The sequence below is a fragment of the Martelella sp. AMO21009 genome, assembly GCF_053484295.1.
On the sequence record NZ_JBAKFR010000002.1, the window covers coordinates 13,524 to 34,801 of the forward strand.

Here is a 21,278-nt window from a genome sequence, read left to right on the forward strand (position 1 = left end):
TCTGGGATTTGGCCGGTATTTTTTCAAGAGTTTCGCTGCCCGCAAGCGTCACGCAACTTCGGACACGCTATCCGCGATTGCAGATGGCGCCAACTCGCCTTATGGATGAACGGGAAATGAATGCCGTATTGCAGCTCCGTTCAGGGGAAATGGGGCATTCATTTCCTCGCCGGGAACTACGGCGCACCCGTCCCGGCACCGTTGTCGCTCTTGACCCAGCGGCGGCGGGGAACCTTGGCCGGAACCGAGCCGCTTTTACCCCTGTTCAAGCGGATGGTTCCGGTCCTTTTTTTGGCGGAAATCCGGCACTCAGGGCCGGTATTCAGGCGTTGAGCACCGCAAGCGCCGCGGCGTGCAGCGCCGGCGTTGCCGCCGCAACGATGTCCCCGCCATCTTCCGCCCGACCGCCCTCAACCGTCGTGACCACGCCGCCCGCCTGCTCGATGATCGGGATCAGGGCGCCGATGTCATAAGGCTTGAGGTCGCTTTCCACCACCAGATCGACAAAACCCGCCGCCAGAAGGCAATAGGCGTAACAATCGGTGCCATAGCGGGCGAGACGCACACGCGCCTCGAGCCGGTCGTAGCCTGCCTGAAGGTGGTCGGCGATGATGCGCGGCGAGGTGGTGAACATCACCGCGTCTTCAAGCGTCTCGCATCGCCGCGTTTTCAAAACGCGCGGCCCGCCCGGGCCGGCATAATGGCTCTGCCCGCCATCGGCGAAATAGCGCTCGCCGGTAAACGGCTGGTCCATCAGGCCCATCAGCGCCCGGCCATTACGATAGAAGCCTACCAGCGTTCCCCAAACCGGCACGCCGGAGATAAAGGCCCGCGTACCATCGATCGGATCGATGACCCAGACATGTTCACGCTCCAACCCCTCCGCGCCATGTTCCTCGCCGAGAATGCCGTGATCGGGATAATGTTCGCCGATCAGCGACCGGATCGCCTGTTCCGCCGCCCGGTCGCCTTCGGTGACCGGATCGAAACCGCCGGCCAGCTTGTTGTCGACATCCAGGCCGGAGCGAAACCGCGGCAGGGTCTCGGCGGCGGCGGCGGCGGCGAGCGTCTCGAAGAATTTGCGGTCGGGCAGCATGTCATGTCCTTGGTTCGGTATTGGTCGGCTTTGACGCGTATCGCGCGATTTCGCCCGGCTCGCCACAGCCTGATGGAAAGAAAATGGATATGGATCGGGAAAACGGCTTTGCCGGGAAGAAACCCGCGTAAAAAATAGGCTCTACGCGTAAAAATTAGACATTGGTCGATGATGCGCAAATATCAGGCAAATTTGCTTGACAGTCATCAACCCGTCATCTAAGGTTCAATTACAGTCTTTCGACTGTGAATACCCTCCTTGGGTGTTTCCTCCCTAGACTTAACCGCGCCACAAGCGCGGTTTTTTTTGACAGGCTCATTCCGCCGCAAGGCCGGGTGCCTCCCCCTCTGCCCTCAAAAACGCCGCGAACTCGCCGATGAACAGGTTGATCGCCTGCTTGACCGCGATGAATTCCGGCTTCTTCTGCAGGCTCGCCTCATCGGCATAGAGCCGGCGCGAGACCTCGATCTGCAGTGCATGGCAATCAGCGGCCGGGCGGCCGTAATGCTCGGTGATAAAGCCGCCGGCATAGGGCTTGTTGTAGGCGGTGGAGAAACCCATACCTTCCAGGATCGAGATCGCGGCATAGGCGATGGCCGCCGAGGCGCTGGTGCCGTAGCGGTCGCCGATGATGAAATCCGGCCGCCGGCGATGCCCGCCGACCGAGACCGTTCCGGGCATGGAATGGCAGTCGATCAGCACCGCGCGGCCGAAATTGCGCCGCGTCTCCTGCAACAGCGCCTTGAGGCTCTGGTGATAGGGCCGGTAGATCCACTCGATGCGCGACAGCCCCTCCGCCACGTCGAGCGGCGCGTCATAGATCGGCATGTTCTCCGCCACGATCTTCGGTATGGTGCCGAGCCCGCCGATAACCCGCGGCGAGACTGCGTTGACATGGGCAGGCAGCGGGCCGGCAAACATCCGCGGATCGAGCTCGAACGGCTCGCGATTGACATCGAGAAAGGCGCGCGGAAAGAAGGCCCGCTGCAACGGCGCGCCGAAAGCGGGCGCGGCCGAAAACAGCTCGTCAACATAAAGATCCTCGGAGCGGCGAATCTGCTGCGCATCAAGCCGCGAGGCGGCGAGGAATTCGCGGGTATAAACCCGCCCCGAATGCGGCGAGTTGAAGACCAGCGGCAGGGCCTGCTCCTCGGGGCGGATCACCTCGAAGAACACGTTGCGGCCTTCGCCGCTCGCCTGACGCTCCTGTCTGCTGCCTTCTGTCACCCTTGCTCCTTCGGTGCCTCGATGGATGAAATCTAGGACGCGCGGCCCCTCCTGCCAAGCCGCCTTGGAAGCGCTTCAAAACTTTGGGGCCGTATTTATTGCTTGTTTACGACAGAGGGTCTATCAGACCGTTAAGATGCGCCGATGTGGTTGAGCTGATGCTGATGAAAATCCTGCTTGCGGAAGATGACGATGACATGCGCCGTTTTTTGGTGAAGGCGCTGGAAAAGGCGGGCTATCAGGTCGCCGCCTTCGACAATGGCGCAAGCGCCTATGACAGGCTCCGCGAGGAGCCGTTCTCGCTGCTTCTGACCGACATCGTCATGCCGGAAATGGACGGGATCGAACTGGCGCGCCGCGCCACCGAGCTCGACCCCGATCTCAAGGTGATCTTCATCACCGGCTTCGCCGCCGTGGCGCTGAATGCCGATTCGCAGGCCCCCAAGGATGCCAAGGTGCTTTCCAAGCCGTTCCACCTGCGCGATCTGGTCGATGAAGTCGAAAAGGTGCTGGCCGCTTAGAGCATCGGGCGAAAAAGTGGAAACCGGTTTTTCGACAACCCGATGCGGCAAAACAAACACCTGGATCATCGGGCGGTTCAGATTAATCGACCGATGATCTAAGTGACCCGAAGCCCCCGTCAAAAAAGCTTCAGAAATAAGTTGACGCCGCCGCCAAAGTTTGGAATACACCGCGCCACGGATGGGCGTGTAGCTCAGCGGGAGAGCACTACGTTGACATCGTAGGGGTCACAAGTTCGATCCTTGTCACGCCCACCATCCCATTCATGGAATTTGAAGGGCTTTCGCAATGCGGAAGCCTTTTCGCGTTCTGGACGCCCGGTCCAGGCGAACAAACCCACCTCTCCTTAGCCGCATTTCGCGCATTCCAGGCGATTCCCCATGGCGGCGAAATGCGATAGGTCTTTTTGGGCCGCCGCCCATTCATCCCGGAGCGCGGCGGACTGAGGGAATGGACATGGCATTTTGCGTTTTGAGTTTCGATATCGGCGGCACGTCAATCCGGGCGGCGACGGCGGTTGATGGCGGCGCGCCGGGTGCGGTTTCGCGTTATGATACGCCGGCGCATGATCGCGAGGCCTTTCTCGCACGCCTCGCCGGCATTGCAGCGGACCTTTCGCAAAAGCCCGACGCGATCGCGATTTCGCTTGCCGGCGTCGTCGATCCCGAGACCGGGCGGATGATCGTCGCCAACATACCGGCGATCCACGACACCGATCTTGCCGCCGATCTCGAAGCACTGACCGGCATACCCGTCGTGATCGCCAATGACGCGGATTGCTTTGCCGTGGCCGAGGCCGTGTTCGGCGCGGGGCGCGGCCACGAGATCGTGTTCGGCATCATTCTCGGCACCGGCGTCGGCGGCGGGCTGGTCTCCGGCGGACGGCTGATCAATGCCGGCGGCGGCTTTGCCGGCGAATGGGGCCACGGGCCGATCGCGCCGACCATGGCGGGCGGAATCGCGATACCGCATTTTGCCTGCGGCTGCGGCCTTTCAGGCTGCCTCGACACTGTTGCGGGCGCCCGCGGCATTGAGCGGCTGCATGCCCATCTTCACGGCGCTCCGCTCGATTCGAGGGCCATTCTAGAGGCGTGGCGAGCGGGCGAGGTTGCGGCGACCCGCACCGTCAGCGTCTATCTCGATCTCATCGCGGGGCCGCTCGCGGTCTGCGTCAACCTGACCGGCGCCACCATCGTGCCGGCCGGCGGCGGACTTGCCGGCGCGCACGATCTGCTCGCTGCAATCGACGAGGCGGTGCGTCCGCTCACGCTGTGGAAGTTCGACCGGCCGCTGGTGGTGCCGGCGGCAAGCGGCGCGGAACCGGGCCTTGCCGGCGCGGCCGCCATCGCCTTTCAAGCGCGCGCTCAGTCCTCGTAGCGGCCGAAGCGGGTCAGCATCGCCTTGGTGGCGATCCCGAGCAGCACCGAGAAGATTACCAGCGCCAGCGAGAACGACATTGTGTTGGTGGAGAACCAGTTGGTCAGCACCAGACGGATATTGCTGATCGAAAACGGCGTATCGAAGATGAAATCGGTCGCGCCGATGGCGACATTGTCGATCACCCCGGTATTGCGGTTATAGGTCGTGACCCTTCCCTGCACGGCGTCCCAGTGCTGGCGCTTCATCAGCGCGGCCATGCCGTTGGAAAGGTTTTCCTGGGAGGGCGCAGAGATCATCGTCCAGGCGCCATCGCCATCCGGGCTCGGCTCCTGCGCGACGATCATCGACACCGAGTTCGGCGGCAGATAGTCGGAATCCGGGCGCGGCAGGAAGCGCAGCGTCTCGAAGGAAAGGTCGTAATTGCGCTTGAGATATTTCTCGACCTCGAAGATCCAGTTGTACCAGCCGGCCGTGACCTGCTCGTCCCACTCTTCGATCGTGGTTTCGGGGGCTTCGTTGTAATTGGCCTCGCCGCCGACCTGCTGCGTCCACACGCTGCGGCTGGTCTGCGAGATCTGGGTCTGCCGGAGCGCCTGCGCCGGCAATTGCCCTATGGAGCCGAGGAAAATTGCGTCGCCCTCGCCCACATCCTCGATCGAATGCACCACGTCCACCGGAATCTGTTCGCGCGCGGCATTGGCAAGCTTGGCGACGAAATCGGATGCGGAGGCAAGCGTATCCGGGCTGAGCGTATCGATATAGAGCGGAATGCGCGCCTTGTCGCGCGAATACGGGAAGCCCGTGCCGCTCGTCGCCCAAAGATCCGGCACCTGCGCGACGCGACCGAAATTCGGCATCACGAATTCGGTGGTGTCGAACACGGCGAAGCGCGGCGTGTCGTCGGCTGTCGCGCCCGGCAGGCAGGCGGCGTCTTCCTTGGTCAGAAGTGCTGCTTCCAGCACGATCTTGTTCACGCCCGGCTTCATGTGACGCATGGTGAAACGCACCGGCGTGCGTCTCAGCACCGCGCCGTTGACGGTGCTGATCGGCCATGTGGCGGCAAGCTGATCGTTGACGAACACGTGCAGGCGGCTACCCGGCAGCACGATCGGCCCGTAGGCGGCGTCGAGCATCAGCCGCGCCTCGCCATAGGCATCGGCGTAGAAATCGGCGGGCAGGCCGATCGTGAATTCAGCGCGGAACACGCGGCCCGAAAATTCCTGCGTCGGAATGCCGAGCTGCTCGAAGGTCAGCGTCTTGCGACCGGTCAGGAGCTGGGTGTCCTGCTTGCGCCAGGAATGGGTGGAATAGGCCTCGTCCTTCATCGCGGCGCTGCGGGCGGCAGGCTGGGTGATGCCGTCGATCAGCGGACCGATCCGCTGCCAGGACGGCGCGACCAGAACCAGCACGCTCTGGCCGAGCGCGTTGGTGCCGATGAAGCGTGCCGATTGCGCCGTGCCGATATCCGGCAAGGCGTCACCGAGCAACGGCCTGAGCTCATCCGGCGTGCCGACATAGACCGGCAGCACGCCGGAGGCGAATTTCACCGGCTCGGAGGTGGAGTAGGTGAAATAGGTGTTCGGCATGTCCGCCAGCAGAGCAAGACCCTGCGCAAGTTCCAGCAGCGGATCGCCCGCGATCGTGTCGGCAAGGCCAGGCGCTACGATATGAAACTGGGTTCGCCCGATCGCATCGACGCCGACCGCGCGGATATCGCCGATCGAGGAAAGCTCGGCGGTGGCCGGATCGTTGAAGATCAGGAAGGTCCGTTCCGGGTCGATGTCGGTCCAAAGGTCATAGGTCGAATCGAGGTCGCAATCGGTGCGGTGGCGGAGCTTGTATTTGATCGAGAACTGGTTGTAGCCCGGCTTCAAAACGCCCGCCGGCACCTCGAAACGCAGATCGGATTGGCGCTCGGACGAATCGAGCGGGGGTGCTGCGATTTCGACATTGTTGAATGCGATCGACAGCTTAGAATATTCCGGGGCGACGAAGATCGAGTTCTGATAGCCGATATTGAATTGCGAGGCCGATTTCGCCTGCGCTTCGGTAAGGTACACAGACCAGGCCCGCTCGCCGTTTTCGCCCTCGAGCCGCATCTGGTCGGCCGGCACGATATAACGGAAAAACGGCACCGTTTCGGCAACCGGCTCGGGCGTGGCAGCCGGCGAAGTCGGCGTAGGCGGGGCGGAAGGCGCGCGCGGAAGCGGGCCGGAGCCGTCGCTGCCCATGTCAAAAGGCGCGACGGTGCCAGACGCGGCGGGCGGCGTTGTCGTCTGTGCCGAGACGAGCGGTACGCCGGCCAGGAAAAATGCCAGAAAAAGCAGGATCCGTTTCATCAGCTCTTGCCCTTCGCCCGTGCGGCGCCGCCGCCCGTGTTCGGCTGATACTTCCCGATGAAATAGCTCATGCCGCGGCCCATCTGTCGCACCGACATCTTGATGAACCAGAATGTGCCGGCAAGCGTGCCCGGGTCATTCTTGCGCGATTGGAGAAGCTGTTGCCAGCGCTCCGAATTGGCGAACATGAGATCGGAAATCACCGAGAAATGCAAGCTTGAGACGGGCGCGTAACGGCAGCCGACCATGGCGAGTTCGCCAAGCGAGCGGGCGTGGCGGATCATCACCGGCACCTCGCCGGCATCGCCGCCCTTGTGCGGCTCCACACGCAGCAGCGCATGGGTGCCGGGTCTCAGGCGGTCAAGATCGCGCACCTGAACCTGCAGGCCGGCGCCATCTGTGGACACATCCTCGATCGTGCCGCGATAGACGCTGTCACCGATCACCAGCTCGCAGCGGCGCGACATCTTGATGCGCCGCGCCTTCTGGCGTTCGCCAGCTTCCGAGACGACGCCGAGCGCGGCCGCCGTCAGAAACAGGTTGAGGAAGTTCCAGCCGCCCACCACCCAGGTGACGCCGGCGAGATAAGGTTCTGCATAGAGCCGGTAGACCATCATCACGCTGGCGGCGACGAATATGAAGAAGATGATGAAGAACGGCCGGCTGATTTCCGAAAGCCGGCTGTGCTCGATCGACTCGTCCTTCGCCGTCACCTTGAAGGACGGCTTCTTGGGATTGATGATCGCCGAGACCACTGCCGGCATCAGGTGTACCGTCTGGATGTATTCGTAGAGTTCGGAAATCCAGGGCCAGCGGAACTGGCCGAACAGATAGTTCTGGATCAGCATGTTCACGATCAGATAGGACAGCGTATAGGCCAGGAACTCGCCGCCGGAGGCATCGAAGATCTGCAGGCCGAAGAACAGGTAGCAGAGCGGCGCGATCATGAACGAGGCGCGCGCGAAGGGAAACAGCCAGAACAGGTTCGACGACATGTAGCAAAGCCGCTGCGGCAAGCTCAAACCGCGCAGAAGCAGCGGAAACTTGAACCGCAGGATCTGCATCATCCCCTGCCCCCAGCGGCTGCGCTGACCGATGAACGAGGAGAAGGTTGCCGGCTGAAGGCCTGCAATCAGCGGGCGGTCGACATAGACGCTGTTCCACCCGTTGGAGTGCAGTTCGACGGCGGTTTCGCAGTCCTCGGTGATCGAAACGCCGGAAAAGCCGTTCACGGAGTTCAGCGCCTCGCGGCGCAGCACAGCGGCGGACCCGCAGAAGAACGACGCGTTCCACTTGTCGAGGCCGCGCTGGATGATGCCGTAGAACATCTCGTTCTCGCTCGGCATCATCTCATAGGTTCTGAGATTTCGCTCCAGCGGATCGGGGTTGATGAAGAAGTGCGGGGTCTGGACCAGGAAGAGCCTGGGGTCTTCCATGAAGTAGCCGACCGTTTCCTCAAGGAAGTCGTTGGCGGGCGCGTGGTCGGCATCAAACACCACGATCAGGTCGCCGGTGGTGTACTGAAGCGCGTGGTTCATGTTGCCGGCCTTGGCGTGCTCGTTGCGCGGGCGGGTAATGTAGCCGACGCCAAGTTCGGCGCAGATCTGCCTCAGTTCGCGATGGCGCGTCTGGGCAAGGCTCGCCTCCACCAGGTTCTTGGAGTTGCGCTTCTGCTCGGTCCCGCCATCGTCGAGCAGGTAGACCTTGAGCTTTTCCGCCGGATATTCCATGGCCTTGGCTGCGGCGAGCGTGTGGGCAAGCATCGTCGAGTCTTCGTTATAGGACGGGACGTAGACATCGACATAGGGCAGGTCACCCTCGAGCTTGCCCCAGCGCGGGCGCACCGGCAGCGGCAGCGCGACCACGAACAGGCTGAGCGCCAGCATCCCCACCGAAAACATCTCGGCGCAGTATAGCAGCACGCCCGGAATGAAGTTCTGCAGTTCGGTGATCGGCGGAAGCGTGCTGGTGGTGCGCCAGAATACATAGCGCAACACGATAGACGTACCGAAAGCCAGCGCGATCAGCCGCCAGTTGCCCTCGGCATGCATCTGCTTGAGGACCAGCATCACCGCCACGGCGACAAAGCTCACCACGATCTGGGTGCGAAGATCGATCGGGAGCGTGACAAGGCCGAGGATAAAGATCGCGGTAATAATCCAGGCAATGGTAATTGCGATCTTGCGCATTAAACAGGTCCTTACGAACGGGGTATTCCGGACTTATACGCAAGAAAACTAAAAATTGTCTTGCGAGGATGTGGTTTTTTTCCGGTATCACGCGGCGCGGCGGCCCGTGCGTCAATGCATATCCGCTCTATCCGTCTGATTTTTAGCAATTTTGCGATCCGATGGCGATATCCGCCCGAACTGATCGCGCAATCCGCCGCCCGACACTACTCGCAGCTTACCGTCGTTGAACCCGGCAGCAGGCGGCACGGCGGCGCCGGGATTGACCGGCTGGACGACGCCGGCGCTCCGAAGTTCGTCGCAGCCGGGCTGGCCGGCGCTGTCGCCGACGCGGCGGCGGCCGGGCGCGCGGGGACCGGAATGCTGGACGAAGCCGGGGCGGAGGCCGGCGCGCCGATCGTGGGCGAGACGGACGCCGGCGCGGCGCTTGTCGAGGCGGTGGGCGTCTGACGGCCCGGCGTCGGGATGGTCGAGGCCGGCGCGCCGGCGGCGGGCAGGCCGGGCGTATAGGCCCCGGGCATGGCGGGCGTGCCGACGTAACCGGCCGACGGCAGGCTTCCCGGCGGCAGGCGCACGACATCGACATTGATCTCGTCGCCTGTAGAGATTGGACGCGTCGTCACGCGGGTCACCGGCGCGGTGCTGGCGGTCGAGGATTTCAGCACCTTCTCGGTGTCGGCGACGCGTTCGGGCCGCGGGTCATAGGCCTTGCGTGGATAGGTCGGCGCGCCGGTCTCGCCCAGGAGCGGCGGCGGGCCGGCCTGCTCCCCATAGGGGTTCCAGCCGAAGGCATCGACCGCGGCGGCAATGGTGTAGCCGTACATAATGCCGAGCAGATCATCCTCCGACGCTCCGGCCTCGCAGAACCGCACCCGCACCTGGATCGTGCCGGCCTGGCCGAAGGCCGCGAGGCTATCCTGCCCCGGTCTGATCTGCTGCCAACCATACATGCACAGATCGTCGCCCCGGCCATGGCCGAAGGCATAGCCGAAGGGGCCGTAATTGTTCTGCACGTAATAGGGCGAGCGGACCATGCGCACGCCGGGCAGTCGCTCGCGCATCTCCTCATCGATGCGGCGGTCGGTAATCGACTGGTAGGACAGGCTGTTGCCATTCATCCGCGCGTAGTTGCGGGTGCCGAAGAAGACGGCGTGGATCGCGTTCTGGCCGGGCGTTCGCGCATCGGTGCGCAGCATGATCTGCTGGTCGATGGCGTTGGAAAACTGCTCCTCGAGCACCGAGACGATCGCCGGGCCGCCGGGCGGCGGCATGATCACGGCCTCTTCCGGAAGAAGATTGCGCACCGAAGACGTATACGGCAAGAGATTGCCGGCGCAGCTTGCCAGAAGGCCCGCGGCGACAAGGCCCAAAGCCGCGCGGCAGCGGGACCTGATCTGACGGGCAACGGCAATTGACATCTTTAAGCACACCTTGGTTTGTCGCCGCCGGGGCGGCATAAAGCCCGGACCGGTCTTTTATATTCCGCATTCATATTTTTCAGAGTTTGGTAAATAAAGAACTAACGCAGGGCGGTGGCGATGCATCGGAAAATTAACGGATTCTCAAAAACTTCGGCGACATTCGCCCCGTTTTTAATATTTCTTAACGACAATACGTGTTTGTAGTGAATCACATTACGTTCGCCGCAAGCCGGATACAGGGACCCGACATGCCAAGCCGCGCAAATTCCGCTGCAACCAAGCTCGAAGGCTTGCGCTATCGCGACAGCGCGGGCGGTGAACACACGGGTAATAATGCGGGCACAGCCGGTTCCGGTATCAGGAACCGCCGCTCGGCCGGAGTATGGATGCCATGAAGCTGACTTATGTTGCACTGACGGCAGGCGCGATCGCCATGATCGGTGCAATCAGCATGGGCAGCATGGGCGCGCCCGGCCGCAAGCTTCCGGTCTCCACCGCCCTGGCCGAGCCGACCGACGCGTTCAGCCAGGCCTATGAACAAATCGTCAACGACGACGCTCCTCCGCCCACCCCGGCGGCCGAACCGCGCTTTTCGGCGGTGAACGAAGCCCAGGCCCAGGAACCCTCCACCAATCTGCGCAATCTGCCCGATAGTCCGACGCCGCAGACCAACGCCTCGACTTCCCAGCCGGCCCAGCAGCCTGCCGCCCAGCCGACCCAGGAGCCGGAACGCCCGGCGGTCGATGAAAGCGCGCTGCGCTATTTCGCCCAGCAGGGCGATCTGGAACGCCTTCAGGCGGAAATCTCGCGGCTGCGCTCGCTCTATCCCAACTGGACGCCGCCGGCCAACCCGCTGGCCGTCGAGGACGGCGAGGACGAGCAGCTCAACGCCATGTGGCAGGCCTATGCGCGCGGCAATTACGACCAGGTGCGCCAGTTGATCCAGGCCCGCCAGACCGAAGAGCCCGACTGGTTGCCGCCGGCCGACCTGATCGACCGTCTGCAGATCGCCGAAAACCGGTCCGAACTGATCCAGGCTTCGGAGGATGGCGAATACGAGAAGGTCATCGATCTGGCGTCACAATCGCCGAGCATCCTGACCTGCGCGGAAATCAACGTCCTGTGGCTGGTGGGCGAGGCCTTCGCCAAGACCGACAAGCTCAACCGCGCGATGGACGACTACACCTATATCATGAAGAACTGCGACAATACGCAGGAGCGCCTCGCCACGCTGCAGAAGGCGCTGGCCGTCATGCCCTATGAGGACATGAAGACGCTGATCGGCTTCGAGCGTCCCGACGAACAGGACATGCCCGAATTTCAGGAGATCAGCGAAAACCTGCTGCGCGACCGCTTCGCCGAAGCCGGCGACGACGAAACCGTCGTCATCTCCCCCGAAGATCTCGCAGCGATGGAGAAACTCGCCAACACCTCCAATTCGGCCAATGATGCGGAGCTGCTGGGCTGGTATTTCCTGATCCGCGGAAGCGAGAATGCCGCCGAACCATGGTTCCGCAAGGCCCGCGAGGAAGGCGATTCGGCCACGATCTCGCAGGGCCTGGCGCTGATCCTGATCGAGCAGGACAAGGCCGAAGAGGCCGAGTCGGTGATGTATCCCTGGCGCAATGACAGCGATGAGGCGCTCGATACCTATCTCAACGCCGTGGTCCGGATGCTCGGCCGGATTCCGCGCAAGGATTATCCCACCGATGTTCTGAGCCGCATGGCCGAGGTTATCACCGAAGCCAAGAGCATGACCGCCGCCCAGCAATTTGGCTGGTATTCCAAGGATTTCAATCAGCCGCTGGCGGCGCTGCAATGGTTCGAGGCAGCGCTTTCCTGGCAGCCCTGGTATGAGCCGGCTGCCTATGGCGTGACGCTGACGCTCAATGACATGAACTACAAGCCCGGCGTTTACCTGATGCAGAAGATCTGGGCGCCTTATTCCGAGCGCATCGCCTGGCTGAATGATCCCAACGCGCCGGTGACCACGCTTGAAAACATGATGGCGACCGTGTTCGAGCTGACCGTGCTGAAAGAGGCGAACGGAAAAAGCCGCACCGTGGCCGTCCCGATCGCCGAGATCGACCTCGCCACCGGCCAACAGACCCCGATCGGCGCGACCGCCATGCCGTCATCGCCCGGCCAGCCTCAAAACGGCGTGGCCCTGACGGCGCCGGTCGCGTCGCCCGGCGCGCTCGGGCTCGGCGCGGAGGCCGATACCGCGCCCGCCAATTACGTGCCGGAATACTACCAGTATTACTATGGCGGCGGCGCGGCGGCCGAGACTACAGCGCCGGGAAGCCCCGCAAGCCGCGTCCAGGCGCTGGAGCGGCTCAGCATTCCGCGCTCGATGATCCGCACCGATCCGGTGACCGGCGTGCAGACCGTGACCGTGCTGAACACCGCGTTGCAGCCGGAGCAGAACCGCTATCAGCCCTCCGCGGCCCAGATCCAGGCGGCGTTCTACACCACCGGTCAGCCCTCGGAGAAAACCGAGATCTATCGGTTCGACGAACAAGCCTACGCCAATCGCGACTATCTGCGCCAGTTCCAGATCGCCTATTATCTGAACGTCGTCGGCGCCGCCGATGCGACCGGGGACCAGATCACGGTTTCGAGGCTTCCCGCCGGCACGCAGCTGCCCGAGGGCACGGCGATACCGGTGGCAGACGCCGAACCCGCCGTGGTGCGCACATCGAGCTCGACATCGTCGTCGACCCGGCGCGTGGCCTCCAGCGGCACGTCTTCCTCCTCCGGCTCGAGCTGCTGGAGCGGGCGTTCCGCCGAAAACCTGTCGCCCGATGCGGCGCTGCGCCAGGGCTGGTGCCTGATGGATCTGCAGCGGCCGACCGAGGCCGCCCGCGCCTTCGAGACCGCGCTCGGCTCCTCATCGGCGAAAAACCGCGAGGAAGCCGCCTATGGCCAGAGCCTTGCCTATATGCGCCTCGGCCTGACCAACAAGGCCGCCGTCGCAGCCTCCCAGGAGCCGCTCAGCCGCGAACGCCAGCTCAACCTGCAGGTCGATATCCTGTCGGCGCGCGCAATCGCCGCCTATCAGGGCGGGCATTACCAGGATGCACTGCTGCTTTTGAACCAGCGCAACCAGCTTGCGCCGGAGGAGACCGGCCTGATGGTGATCAAGGGCTATGCCTATTACAATCTCGGCCGCTTCACCGACGCCCACAAGGTGTTCAGCGCACTTGCCGAAATGGGCAATCCCAAGGGCATGGAGGGCCTCGCGCTCACCCGCAACCGGCTGGGTCTGCCGGGCAGCAACTGATGACGAGAGCGCGTTTGGCTGGGTTTACGGCTTGTCCGTCGGAAGCGCGCCGGCGCGCCTCTCCGCCTCGAAGGAGGCCTGCGCATCGACATAGGCCTCCTGGCGGGCGACGCTCCAGTAGCGCAGCTCCTCCAGCGGAATGTGCTTGCCCGTGACGGCGCAGATCACGTAACTGCCGGGGGTCACAACCTCGAAATTGGCGTCGAGATAGCGGATCCGCGCCGCGCCCTTGCCGCTTCCATCAAAGATATTCACCGCTTGATCTCCAGTTCCGAATGCCGTTTCGCCATCAGCGCCCGAACAGGCGCTCGATATCGGCGAGCTTCAGTTCGATATAGGTCGGCCGGCCGTGATTGCACTGGCCGGAACCCGGCGTGGTCTCCATCTGTCTGAGGAGAGCATTCATTTCGTCGACGCGCAAGCGCCTGCCGGATCGCACCGAACCGTGGCAGGCCATGGTTGCCGCCACGCTTTCGAGCTTCGCGCGCAGGCCATCGGCGGTTTCCCACTCGCCAGCCTCGTCGGCAAGCTGGCGGATCAGCGCCGCGGCATCGACCTCGCCGAGCAGCGCCGGGGTTTCGCGCACGGCAAGCGCGCCGGGGCCGAAGCGCTCGAACACGAGACCAAGCCGCGCAAGCTCGTCGGCAAACGGCATCAGCCGGTCGCAGTCTTCCTCCGGCATGTCGACGATTTCCGGGATCAGCAGCATTTGCGAGGCAAGCCTGTCTTTGGAGAGCGCTGTCCGCAGCGCCTCGTAGACGAGACGTTCATGGGCGGCGTGCTGATCGACAATAACAAGGCCGGTATCGGTCTGGGCGACGATATAGTTTTCATGCACCTGCGCCCGCGCCGCGCCGAGCGGATGGTCCGGCGACGGCTGGACGGCGGGGCCCGGCTCCTCGCCGCGCGCCGAGGGCGCGGCAAAACCTGCGAAGCCGGCCGGAGCTTCAGCGAAGCCGGGCGCCGTCTCACCGAAGCGCGGCACGGCCTCTTCGCGGAAACCCTCCGGTCGATAGGGCGATTGCTGCGGCGACCATTGGGCATTGGTCGCCCGCTCATAGTCCCCCCTGTACACCCGGGATGCGGCGGCGGGCTCGGGCGAAAATCCCGGGCGGAACGCCTTCAGCATCGCATCCGCGCCGGTGGAGGACGCGCGGTCGCCCGACCGCGTCAGCGCCTCGCGGATCGCGCCGACGATCAGTCCGCGCACCAGCGCCGGATCGCGGAACCGGACATCGGCCTTGGCCGGATGGACATTGACATCGACCAGCGCCGGATCGAGCGAGAACCACAGCACCGCCACCGGATAGCGCCCCTTCGGCACGGTTTCGGCATAGGCCGCGCGGATTGCGCCGAGAAGCAGCCGGTCCTGCACCGGCCGGCCGTTGACGAAGGCATAGAGATGGCCGGAATTGCCGCGGTTGAAGGTCGGCACGCCGGCAAAGCCGGAGAGCGCCACATCCTCGCGCGCGGCATCGATCTCGATCGCGTTCGAGCGGAAATCGCGGCCGAGCACCTGGGCGATGCGCGCCAGCCGGTCGTCGCCGGTTGCCGGCAGTTCCAGCGTGGATCGATCCGAGCCCGACAGCACGAAGCGCGTCGCCGGGAAGGCCAGCGCCATGCGCTTGACCACCTCGGTAATCGCCCCCGCCTCGGCGCGCTCGGTTTTCAGGAATTTCAGCCGCGCAGGCGTGGCGAAAAACAGGTCGCGCACCTCGACGATCGTGCCGGCATTGACCGGGGCCGGCTCCGGCTCGCCGGAGCGCCCGCCCTCCAGCGCGATGCGATAGCCCTCGCCCGCCTCGCGCGTGCGGCTTGAAATCGAAAGCCTGGCGACAGAGCCGATCGAGGGCAGCGCCTCGCCGCGAAAGCCGAGCGTGCGGATATCGGTGAGGTCGGCGGTGATCTTGGAGGTGCAGTGCCGCCTGACCGCGAGCGCCAGATCTTCGCGGCTCATGCCGGAGCCATTATCCGTGACCCGAAGCAGCGCCTTGCCGCCGCCGGCCGTCGCGATCTCGATCCGGGTCGCCCCGGCATCGAGCGCGTTTTCGACCAGTTCCTTGGCGGCGCTCGCCGGCCGCTCGATGACCTCGCCGGCGGCGATCTGGTTGATGACGGTTTCGGAAAGCTGTCTGATGCTCATGGCGCAGTCATAACAGATTCGCCCCGTCGCGCCACGGCATTTGGCGCGCGCTCAGCGTCCGGCGCGATAGGCCGGATCGAAGCGCGGCTTGGCGCCCGTCACCAGCGCGAACGTGTTGCCGGCATTGGGTTCCTCCTCGACGCGCGTGCCCTGGGCGGCGCTCGTCACCATCATCCAGCCGCCGTCACGACCGATAAAGGCCGGGCAGGTCGGCTGGCGGGCGGGAAGCTGATAGCGCGCCTTCAGCTTGCCGGCCGGATCAAACTGGTCGAGCACGCCGGCGCCATAACGGGCGTTCCAGATATTGCCATCGCCGTCGCAGACCGCGCCGTCCATGCCGCCGGTCATATGCGCGGTGTCGATGAACACACTGGCCGGGCCCGTCGGCAGGCCGGTTTCCGGCGCGATCGGAACCGACATCAACTGGTTGACGTCGGTGTCGACATAATAGCCGGTCGCTCCATCCGGCGAAAAGCAGATCGCGTTCGGGATGGTGATCTTGTCGAACAGCTTGGTCACCACGCCTTCAAGCACATGGTAGATCGCGCCGGCGCCCTTTTCGGCGTTCTTGCCCATGGTCGACACCCAGAAGGCGCCGGAGGCGTGAACCCGGGCATCGTTCGAGCGGGTGACGGCGTTATCGGCCTCGATCGCCACATGCAGCGACAGCGCGCCGGTGGAGGTGTCGCGGAAATAGAGCCCGGTCTCGGTGGAGATCACCTGGCGGTGCTCATCCACCACCGCTAATGCGCTTGCCATTTCCGGAAGCTGGATGATCCGGCGCTCGCGGCTGGACGCGTTCAGCAGATGCAGCTTGCTGGCATTGATGTCGAACCACCAGATCATGTCGGTGTCGCGGTCATAGCCCGGCCCCTCGCCAAGCGACATCCGGTCCGTCACCAGGATCCTGCCCTCGAATACGGTCTCTGTGATCATTGTCTCTCCCGATGCCCCTCATTTCTTGTTTTGTTACCGCCGCGCGTATCACGGAAATTCCCGGCCTTTCCAGAGGAAAGACAAGGACCGGCGATAAATCAAGCGCTCAGTTGGGCCGCATGCCGGGATGGAAGTCCCCCGCCGGCACTTCGACTCGCTTTTTTTCAAGTCTGCGGCGGAAGCCGGCAAAAGCGGGGCGGAGGCTTAAAAAATAAGCGGAGTCAATAATTTGTGCAGTGCAGCAAATCGAACAGAATCCGATCTCGCACTACATTGAGTCTAAATCATTGTTCCAGCCGTAAAAAAGCTGCTTGCAAAGGCAAACCGAATAGTCCATCTTCTCGACAGTTCCAGAGGGGATGAAAACAAATACGCGCCCAAGAGCGCGGACTTAAGACAATAGAAACGCCGGCGCCTTGAACCTTCGGGTTCCTTCAAAAGCGCCGGCGTTTCTATCGTTTTGCTTGGGCGATCCCCGGCACTGTTCTTTCTGGCGACTTGCTGCCGCCCTTTGTCCGGCTGCTCCGGATGTCGCCCCCTTGCCAAAAACCATTGCGCCGAAAGTCTGGATTCCGGCTTTGCCATTGGCGCGTGCGGCATTTCCCATTATCTAGGGCTTACACCCAAGGATCAGTTTCATGACCGAAATCACCAGCCAGCAGGTTCTCAGAAGCCTTGAAGCCGTCAACCTTCCCGATGGCAAACCGCTTGCCTTCAGCGGGCTTGTCTCCGACATTTTCGTGACCGACGGGAAGATCTATTTCTCGCTGACCGTGCCGGGCGGGGACGCGAAAGCCTTTGAACCCGTGCGACAGGCCGCGGCCAACGCGGCCGAATCCATCCCCGGCGCCCGCCAGGCCTTCGTGACGCTGACGGCCGACAAGCCGGCCAGCGATCAGAAACCGCGCTCGACCGAGCCGCCGAAAAAACCGGAACAGCCCGCCAAGCCGGATATTCCGGGCATCGGATCGATCATCGCGGTCGCCTCCGGCAAGGGCGGCGTCGGCAAGTCCACCACCTCCGTCAATCTGGCGCTTGGCCTTGCCGCCGAAGGGCTGAAGGTCGGCCTGCTCGACGCCGATATTTACGGGCCGTCCATTCCGAGACTGTTCGGCCTTTCCGGCCGTCCGATGCAGGGCCCGGGGCGCACCATCATGCCGATGGAAAAATTCGGCCTGAAGGTGATGTCGATCGGCTTTCTGGTCGACGAGGGCACCGCCGTGATCTGGCGCGGGCCGATGGTGCAGTCGGCGCTGATGCAGATGCTGCGCGAAGTTGCCTGGGGCGAGCTCGACGTGCTGGTGGTCGACATGCCGCCGGGCACCGGCGATGCCCAGCTCACCATGGCCCAGCAGGTGCCGCTCGCCGGCAGCGTGGTGGTCTCGACCCCGCAGGACCTGGCCCTGATCGACGCCCGCAAGGCGATCGCCATGTTCAACAAGGTCTCGGTGCCCGTGCTCGGCATCGTCGAGAACATGAGCACCTTTATCTGCCCCGATTGCGGCGCGACCCACAATATTTTCGGCCATGGCGGCGCGAAAGACGAAGCGGAGAAGATCGGCGTCCCGTTTCTGGGCGAGGTGCCGCTCGCGATCGACATCCGCGAAAAATCGGATGCCGGCACGCCGGTCGTCGTCGATCAGCCCGACGGACCGCATGCGGCGGCCTACCGGTCGATCGCCAGGGCCGTACATGAAGGCCTCAATGCCCGCACCCGCTCGGCGCCGTCGATCGTTTTCGAATAGCGCCAGCTCGACGTCTGACAGAGGTCAGGCCCGACACACCGGACACGGCCTCAATAGAGACTAGCCTCATTTCGGAGCTGAAACCGGGCGGGGTCGTAGATCGCGTGCGCCAGGAGTATCAGCTCGTCATCCCGGCTGAACACTTCCGATTCAATCGAAAGCGCCGGGGAAAGCGCCGAAATGCCGATGGCATCGGCGGCCGCCGGCGGACAGGCGATTGCGCTGACATTCTGCACAACCCGCTCGACCGGCCGGTCATAGATTTCCGCGACCAGGCCCGAGACCGAGGCAAGTCCGTGGCGCGCCAGCGCCGGCTCGAGCCCGGCATAGCGGCCGGGAATGAACATGTGGTTCCAGCAAAACGCCCGCAGCCGGCCCGACATGCGCCTGACGCCGATCACCTCCAGCCACTTCCCGTCGTGACACCCCCTGCCCCGCAACAGCGGCTCCTCGCCCTCCGCCACCATTCGGGTGGTCCAGATGTCGAGCACGGTTTCGCGCTCAAGGCGCATCAGCTCCGCCAGTGAATTGGTTCTCATCCGGAAATGAAGCTGGGGCGTGAGCGCGGTCACGATCGTACCGACCCGCTTGCGCCGGGCCACAAGACCCTCCGCCTCCAGCTCGCTCAAGGCCCGCCTGAGCGTGGTGCGGCTCACGCCGCGCTGGGCGGCAAATTCCACTTCAGGTGGCAGTCTGTCGCCGACCTTGAATTGGCCGGAGGTGAGCTCCTCACGCAGGGCCCGGGTCAGTTGCTTGTGTCGCGGTGCGCTCATTCACTTTCTCCGAAAACAGAGAGTGATCCGACGAATAATCGTCAGACGCTGGTAAAGAACCTGGATTAGGCCGGAAATGCGGCATAGGCCGCGCAGGCAATCTCGGCGCTGCGGCTTCGACATCGCCGCCGGGCCTTCATCGAGACCTGTCGCTCGAAATGTCCGGACGCGTCACCAGATCGTCCGGTGGCGTTCGCCGCTCCAAAACCTCCGGCTGCAATGCCGGACAGGGGAAAACGCCGGGGCCCCGATCGGGCACGCGGCGACGGCTGAAAAAGAAGACTGAAAGCGATGAAAATCAGAAAATGTCATCGGAAATACAACTCGGTTGACCCTTCCTGCCCGCACTTTAACGTTGTGACAGGTTGTACACTTGCCTACAGCGATTACGCGGAAGTTGCAAGCCGCCGCGCCGGTTGTAAATCGATTTGCATTTTTTCAGCGGATGCGATGCGGAAGACTGGCGCAAAGCCCCCCAAACAAAAAGGCGGCGCCCGCTGGGGACGCCGCCTTTGAATACGCTCAGCCACGTTTGGCTTAACGCGGCTCGCTTCTGAGCCCTTTCACGATTGCAAAGCAGGCCAGCAACAGCACGAAGGTGAACGGGAAACCCGTCGACACGGCCATCGCCTGCAGCGCCGTCAGGCCGCCGCCGAGCAACAGCGCGATCGCCACAAGTCCCTCGAAGCTTGCCCAGAACACGCGCTGCGGCACCGGTGCATCGACCTTGCCGCCTGCGGTGATCGTGTCGATCACGATCGAGCCGGAGTCCGACGAGGTCACGAAGAACACGATGACGAGGACGATGCCGATAACCGATGTGATCGTCGCCAGCGGCAGCGCCTCCAGCATGATGAACAGCTTCAGATCAAGCGGCGCCTGGGCAAGAGCCTCATAGTTGTTGACGATGATCTCGCGGATCGCGGTATCGCCGAACACCGTCATCCATACGATCGAGACAACCGACGGAATGACCAGCACGCAGGTGATGAACTCGCGCACCGTTCGGCCGCGCGAAACGCGGGCAATGAACATGCCGACGAAGGGCGACCAGGAAATCCACCAGGCCCAGTAGAACGAGGTCCAGCCATCCAGGAAGTTCTTGTCGCTCCGGCCGAACGGATTGGCAAGCTCCGGCAGATAGCGGGCATAGTCCACGAAGTTGGTGAATATGCCGCTGAGAATGGCAAGCGTGGGACCAACGGCGACCACGAACACAAGCAGCAGGGCCGCAAGCGCCATATTGATCTTCGAAAGCCGCTGGACGCCGGCATCCATGCCCGCGACCACCGATGTGAGCGCGATGCCGGTAATGAAGACGATCAGCACCACCTTGGAGACTTCGCTCACCGGCAGACCGAAGATATGGTTGAGGCCGGCATTGGCCTGTTCCGCGCCGATGCCGAGCGAGGTCGCGAGCCCGAACAGGGTCGCGAGAACCGCCAGCACATCGATGACATGGCCGGTCCAGCCCCAGACGCGTTCGCCGAAGATCGGATAGAACACCGAACGCATGGCGAGCGGCAGGCCCTTATTGTAGGAAAACAGCGCAAGCGCCAACGCGACGATGGCGTAGATCGCCCAGGGATGAAGCGCCCAGTGGAAAATCGTCGCCGACATGGCAAGCGACTGCGCCTTCACCGTGTCGCCCGGCGCGCCGCCGAGCGGAGCCCAGCTTTCGGGCGTTCCGGCATTCTCCGCGATCGAGCTTGTATAATGCGAAATCGGCTCGGAAACGCCGTAGAACATCAGCCCGATGCCCATGCCCGCGGCAAACAGCATCGAAAACCAGCCGGTATAGGTATAATCCGGCTTGGCGTCCGCGCCGCCGAGGCGGATCTTGCCGTAGGGCGAGAAGATCAGATAGATGCCGAGCAGCACGAAGACGTTGCCGGCCAGAAGGAAGAACCAGTCGAAGGTCGAGGTCAGCCAGTCGCGCAACCCGTTGAAGACGGTCTCAGCCTGATTCTGGAAGGCAAGCGTGACCAGCACGAAGGCGACGACGGCAAGACCCGAGATCAGAAAGACCGGGTTGTGGATGTCGAGACCGAAGGGCCCGATATTGGTGGTGATATTGTCCTGGCCGATTTCGTAATCGGTCTCGATGATGTCTGTCTCGCCCTCAGGCTCGGGTATCCCCGTGTCGGACATGAAATATCTCCTTGTTTCATTTCGACGCATCGGCCCGGACTGGGCGCCCGACGATCCGCGATGTCTAATCTTG

At 63.3% G+C, this 21,278-nt stretch carries 14 protein-coding genes and 1 tRNA gene; 5 read left to right on the plus strand and 10 right to left on the minus strand.

What is annotated here, in order from left to right:
* Positions 1-322: 322 nt before the first annotated feature.
* Together hisN and V6766_RS02285 are read right to left on the minus strand one after the other, a co-directional pair.
* Positions 323-1,096 carry a histidinol-phosphatase gene (gene hisN, locus V6766_RS02280; RefSeq protein ID WP_448463223.1) on the minus strand — a complete coding sequence of 258 codons (774 nt, stop codon included), beginning with the start codon at positions 1,094-1,096 and terminating at the stop codon, positions 323-325.
* Positions 1,097-1,411: 315 nt separating this feature from the next.
* Entirely contained in the window at positions 1,412-2,323 is a 912-nt protein-coding gene (locus V6766_RS02285; RefSeq protein ID WP_448463225.1) for an N-formylglutamate amidohydrolase, read from the minus strand.
* 158 nt (positions 2,324-2,481) lie between these two features.
* Between V6766_RS02285 and cpdR the strand changes: the two genes are divergently transcribed.
* From cpdR to V6766_RS02300, 3 genes are all read left to right on the plus strand, one after another.
* On the plus strand, positions 2,482-2,844 hold the full coding sequence (gene cpdR / locus V6766_RS02290; RefSeq protein WP_018064862.1) for a cell cycle two-component system response regulator CpdR: 363 nt from the start codon (positions 2,482-2,484) through the stop codon (positions 2,842-2,844).
* A 183-nt stretch (positions 2,845-3,027) separates the two neighbouring features.
* Positions 3,028-3,102 (plus strand) — tRNA-Val (locus tag V6766_RS02295).
* A gap of 193 nt (positions 3,103-3,295) precedes the next feature.
* Positions 3,296-4,222: an ROK family protein gene (locus tag V6766_RS02300; RefSeq protein WP_448463228.1), complete on the plus strand. Its 927-nt coding sequence runs from the start codon at positions 3,296-3,298 to the stop codon at positions 4,220-4,222.
* Here the strand turns inward: V6766_RS02300 and V6766_RS02305 are convergent.
* From V6766_RS02305 to bcsN, 3 genes are all read right to left on the minus strand, one after another.
* Positions 4,210-6,564: a cellulose biosynthesis cyclic di-GMP-binding regulatory protein BcsB gene (locus V6766_RS02305; RefSeq protein WP_448463230.1), complete on the minus strand. Its 2,355-nt coding sequence runs from the start codon at positions 6,562-6,564 to the stop codon at positions 4,210-4,212. The genes V6766_RS02300 and V6766_RS02305 overlap by 13 nt on opposite strands.
* Positions 6,564-8,753, minus strand: a complete 2,190-nt coding sequence (bcsA, locus tag V6766_RS02310) for a UDP-forming cellulose synthase catalytic subunit (protein WP_448463232.1) — start codon at positions 8,751-8,753, stop codon at positions 6,564-6,566. Before bcsA ends, V6766_RS02305 begins: the two co-directional genes overlap by 1 nt.
* Positions 8,754-8,959: 206 nt before the next feature.
* Positions 8,960-10,171: a cellulose biosynthesis protein BcsN gene (bcsN, locus tag V6766_RS02315; protein ID WP_448463234.1), complete on the minus strand. Its 1,212-nt coding sequence runs from the start codon at positions 10,169-10,171 to the stop codon at positions 8,960-8,962.
* 394 nt (positions 10,172-10,565) lie between these two features.
* On the opposite strand from bcsN, the gene V6766_RS02320 reads away from it, so the two are divergent.
* Complete coding sequence (locus tag V6766_RS02320; RefSeq protein WP_448463236.1) at positions 10,566-13,457, plus strand: hypothetical protein; 2,892 nt, start codon at positions 10,566-10,568, stop codon at positions 13,455-13,457.
* Positions 13,458-13,481: 24 nt separating this feature from the next.
* Here V6766_RS02320 and V6766_RS02325 read toward each other — a convergent pair whose 3' ends face one another.
* From V6766_RS02325 to V6766_RS02335, 3 genes are read right to left on the minus strand one after another with little or no spacing between them, the layout of a single operon-like run.
* Positions 13,482-13,712, minus strand: coding sequence for a DUF2093 domain-containing protein (locus V6766_RS02325; RefSeq protein ID WP_448463238.1), 231 nt, complete (start codon positions 13,710-13,712; stop codon positions 13,482-13,484).
* A gap of 34 nt (positions 13,713-13,746) precedes the next feature.
* Positions 13,747-15,600, minus strand: coding sequence for a DNA mismatch repair endonuclease MutL (gene mutL, locus V6766_RS02330; protein ID WP_448463240.1), 1,854 nt, complete (start codon positions 15,598-15,600; stop codon positions 13,747-13,749).
* Positions 15,601-15,651: 51 nt separating this feature from the next.
* Complete coding sequence (locus V6766_RS02335) at positions 15,652-16,536, minus strand: SMP-30/gluconolactonase/LRE family protein (protein WP_448463242.1); 885 nt, start codon at positions 16,534-16,536, stop codon at positions 15,652-15,654.
* 638 nt (positions 16,537-17,174) lie between these two features.
* Between V6766_RS02335 and apbC the strand changes: the two genes are divergently transcribed.
* The gene (apbC, locus tag V6766_RS02340) at positions 17,175-18,281 is read left to right on the plus strand and encodes an iron-sulfur cluster carrier protein ApbC (RefSeq protein WP_448463244.1); all 1,107 of its coding nucleotides are present in this window, start codon (positions 17,175-17,177) and stop codon (positions 18,279-18,281) included.
* Between the two features lie 50 nt (positions 18,282-18,331).
* Here the strand turns inward: apbC and V6766_RS02345 are convergent, their stop codons facing one another.
* Together V6766_RS02345 and V6766_RS02350 are read right to left on the minus strand one after the other, a co-directional pair.
* Positions 18,332-19,054, minus strand: a complete 723-nt coding sequence (locus tag V6766_RS02345) for a GntR family transcriptional regulator (RefSeq protein WP_448463246.1) — start codon at positions 19,052-19,054, stop codon at positions 18,332-18,334.
* A 537-nt stretch (positions 19,055-19,591) separates the two neighbouring features.
* The gene (locus V6766_RS02350; RefSeq protein ID WP_448463248.1) at positions 19,592-21,205 is read right to left on the minus strand and encodes a BCCT family transporter; all 1,614 of its coding nucleotides are present in this window, start codon (positions 21,203-21,205) and stop codon (positions 19,592-19,594) included.
* Positions 21,206-21,278 lie beyond the last annotated feature (73 nt).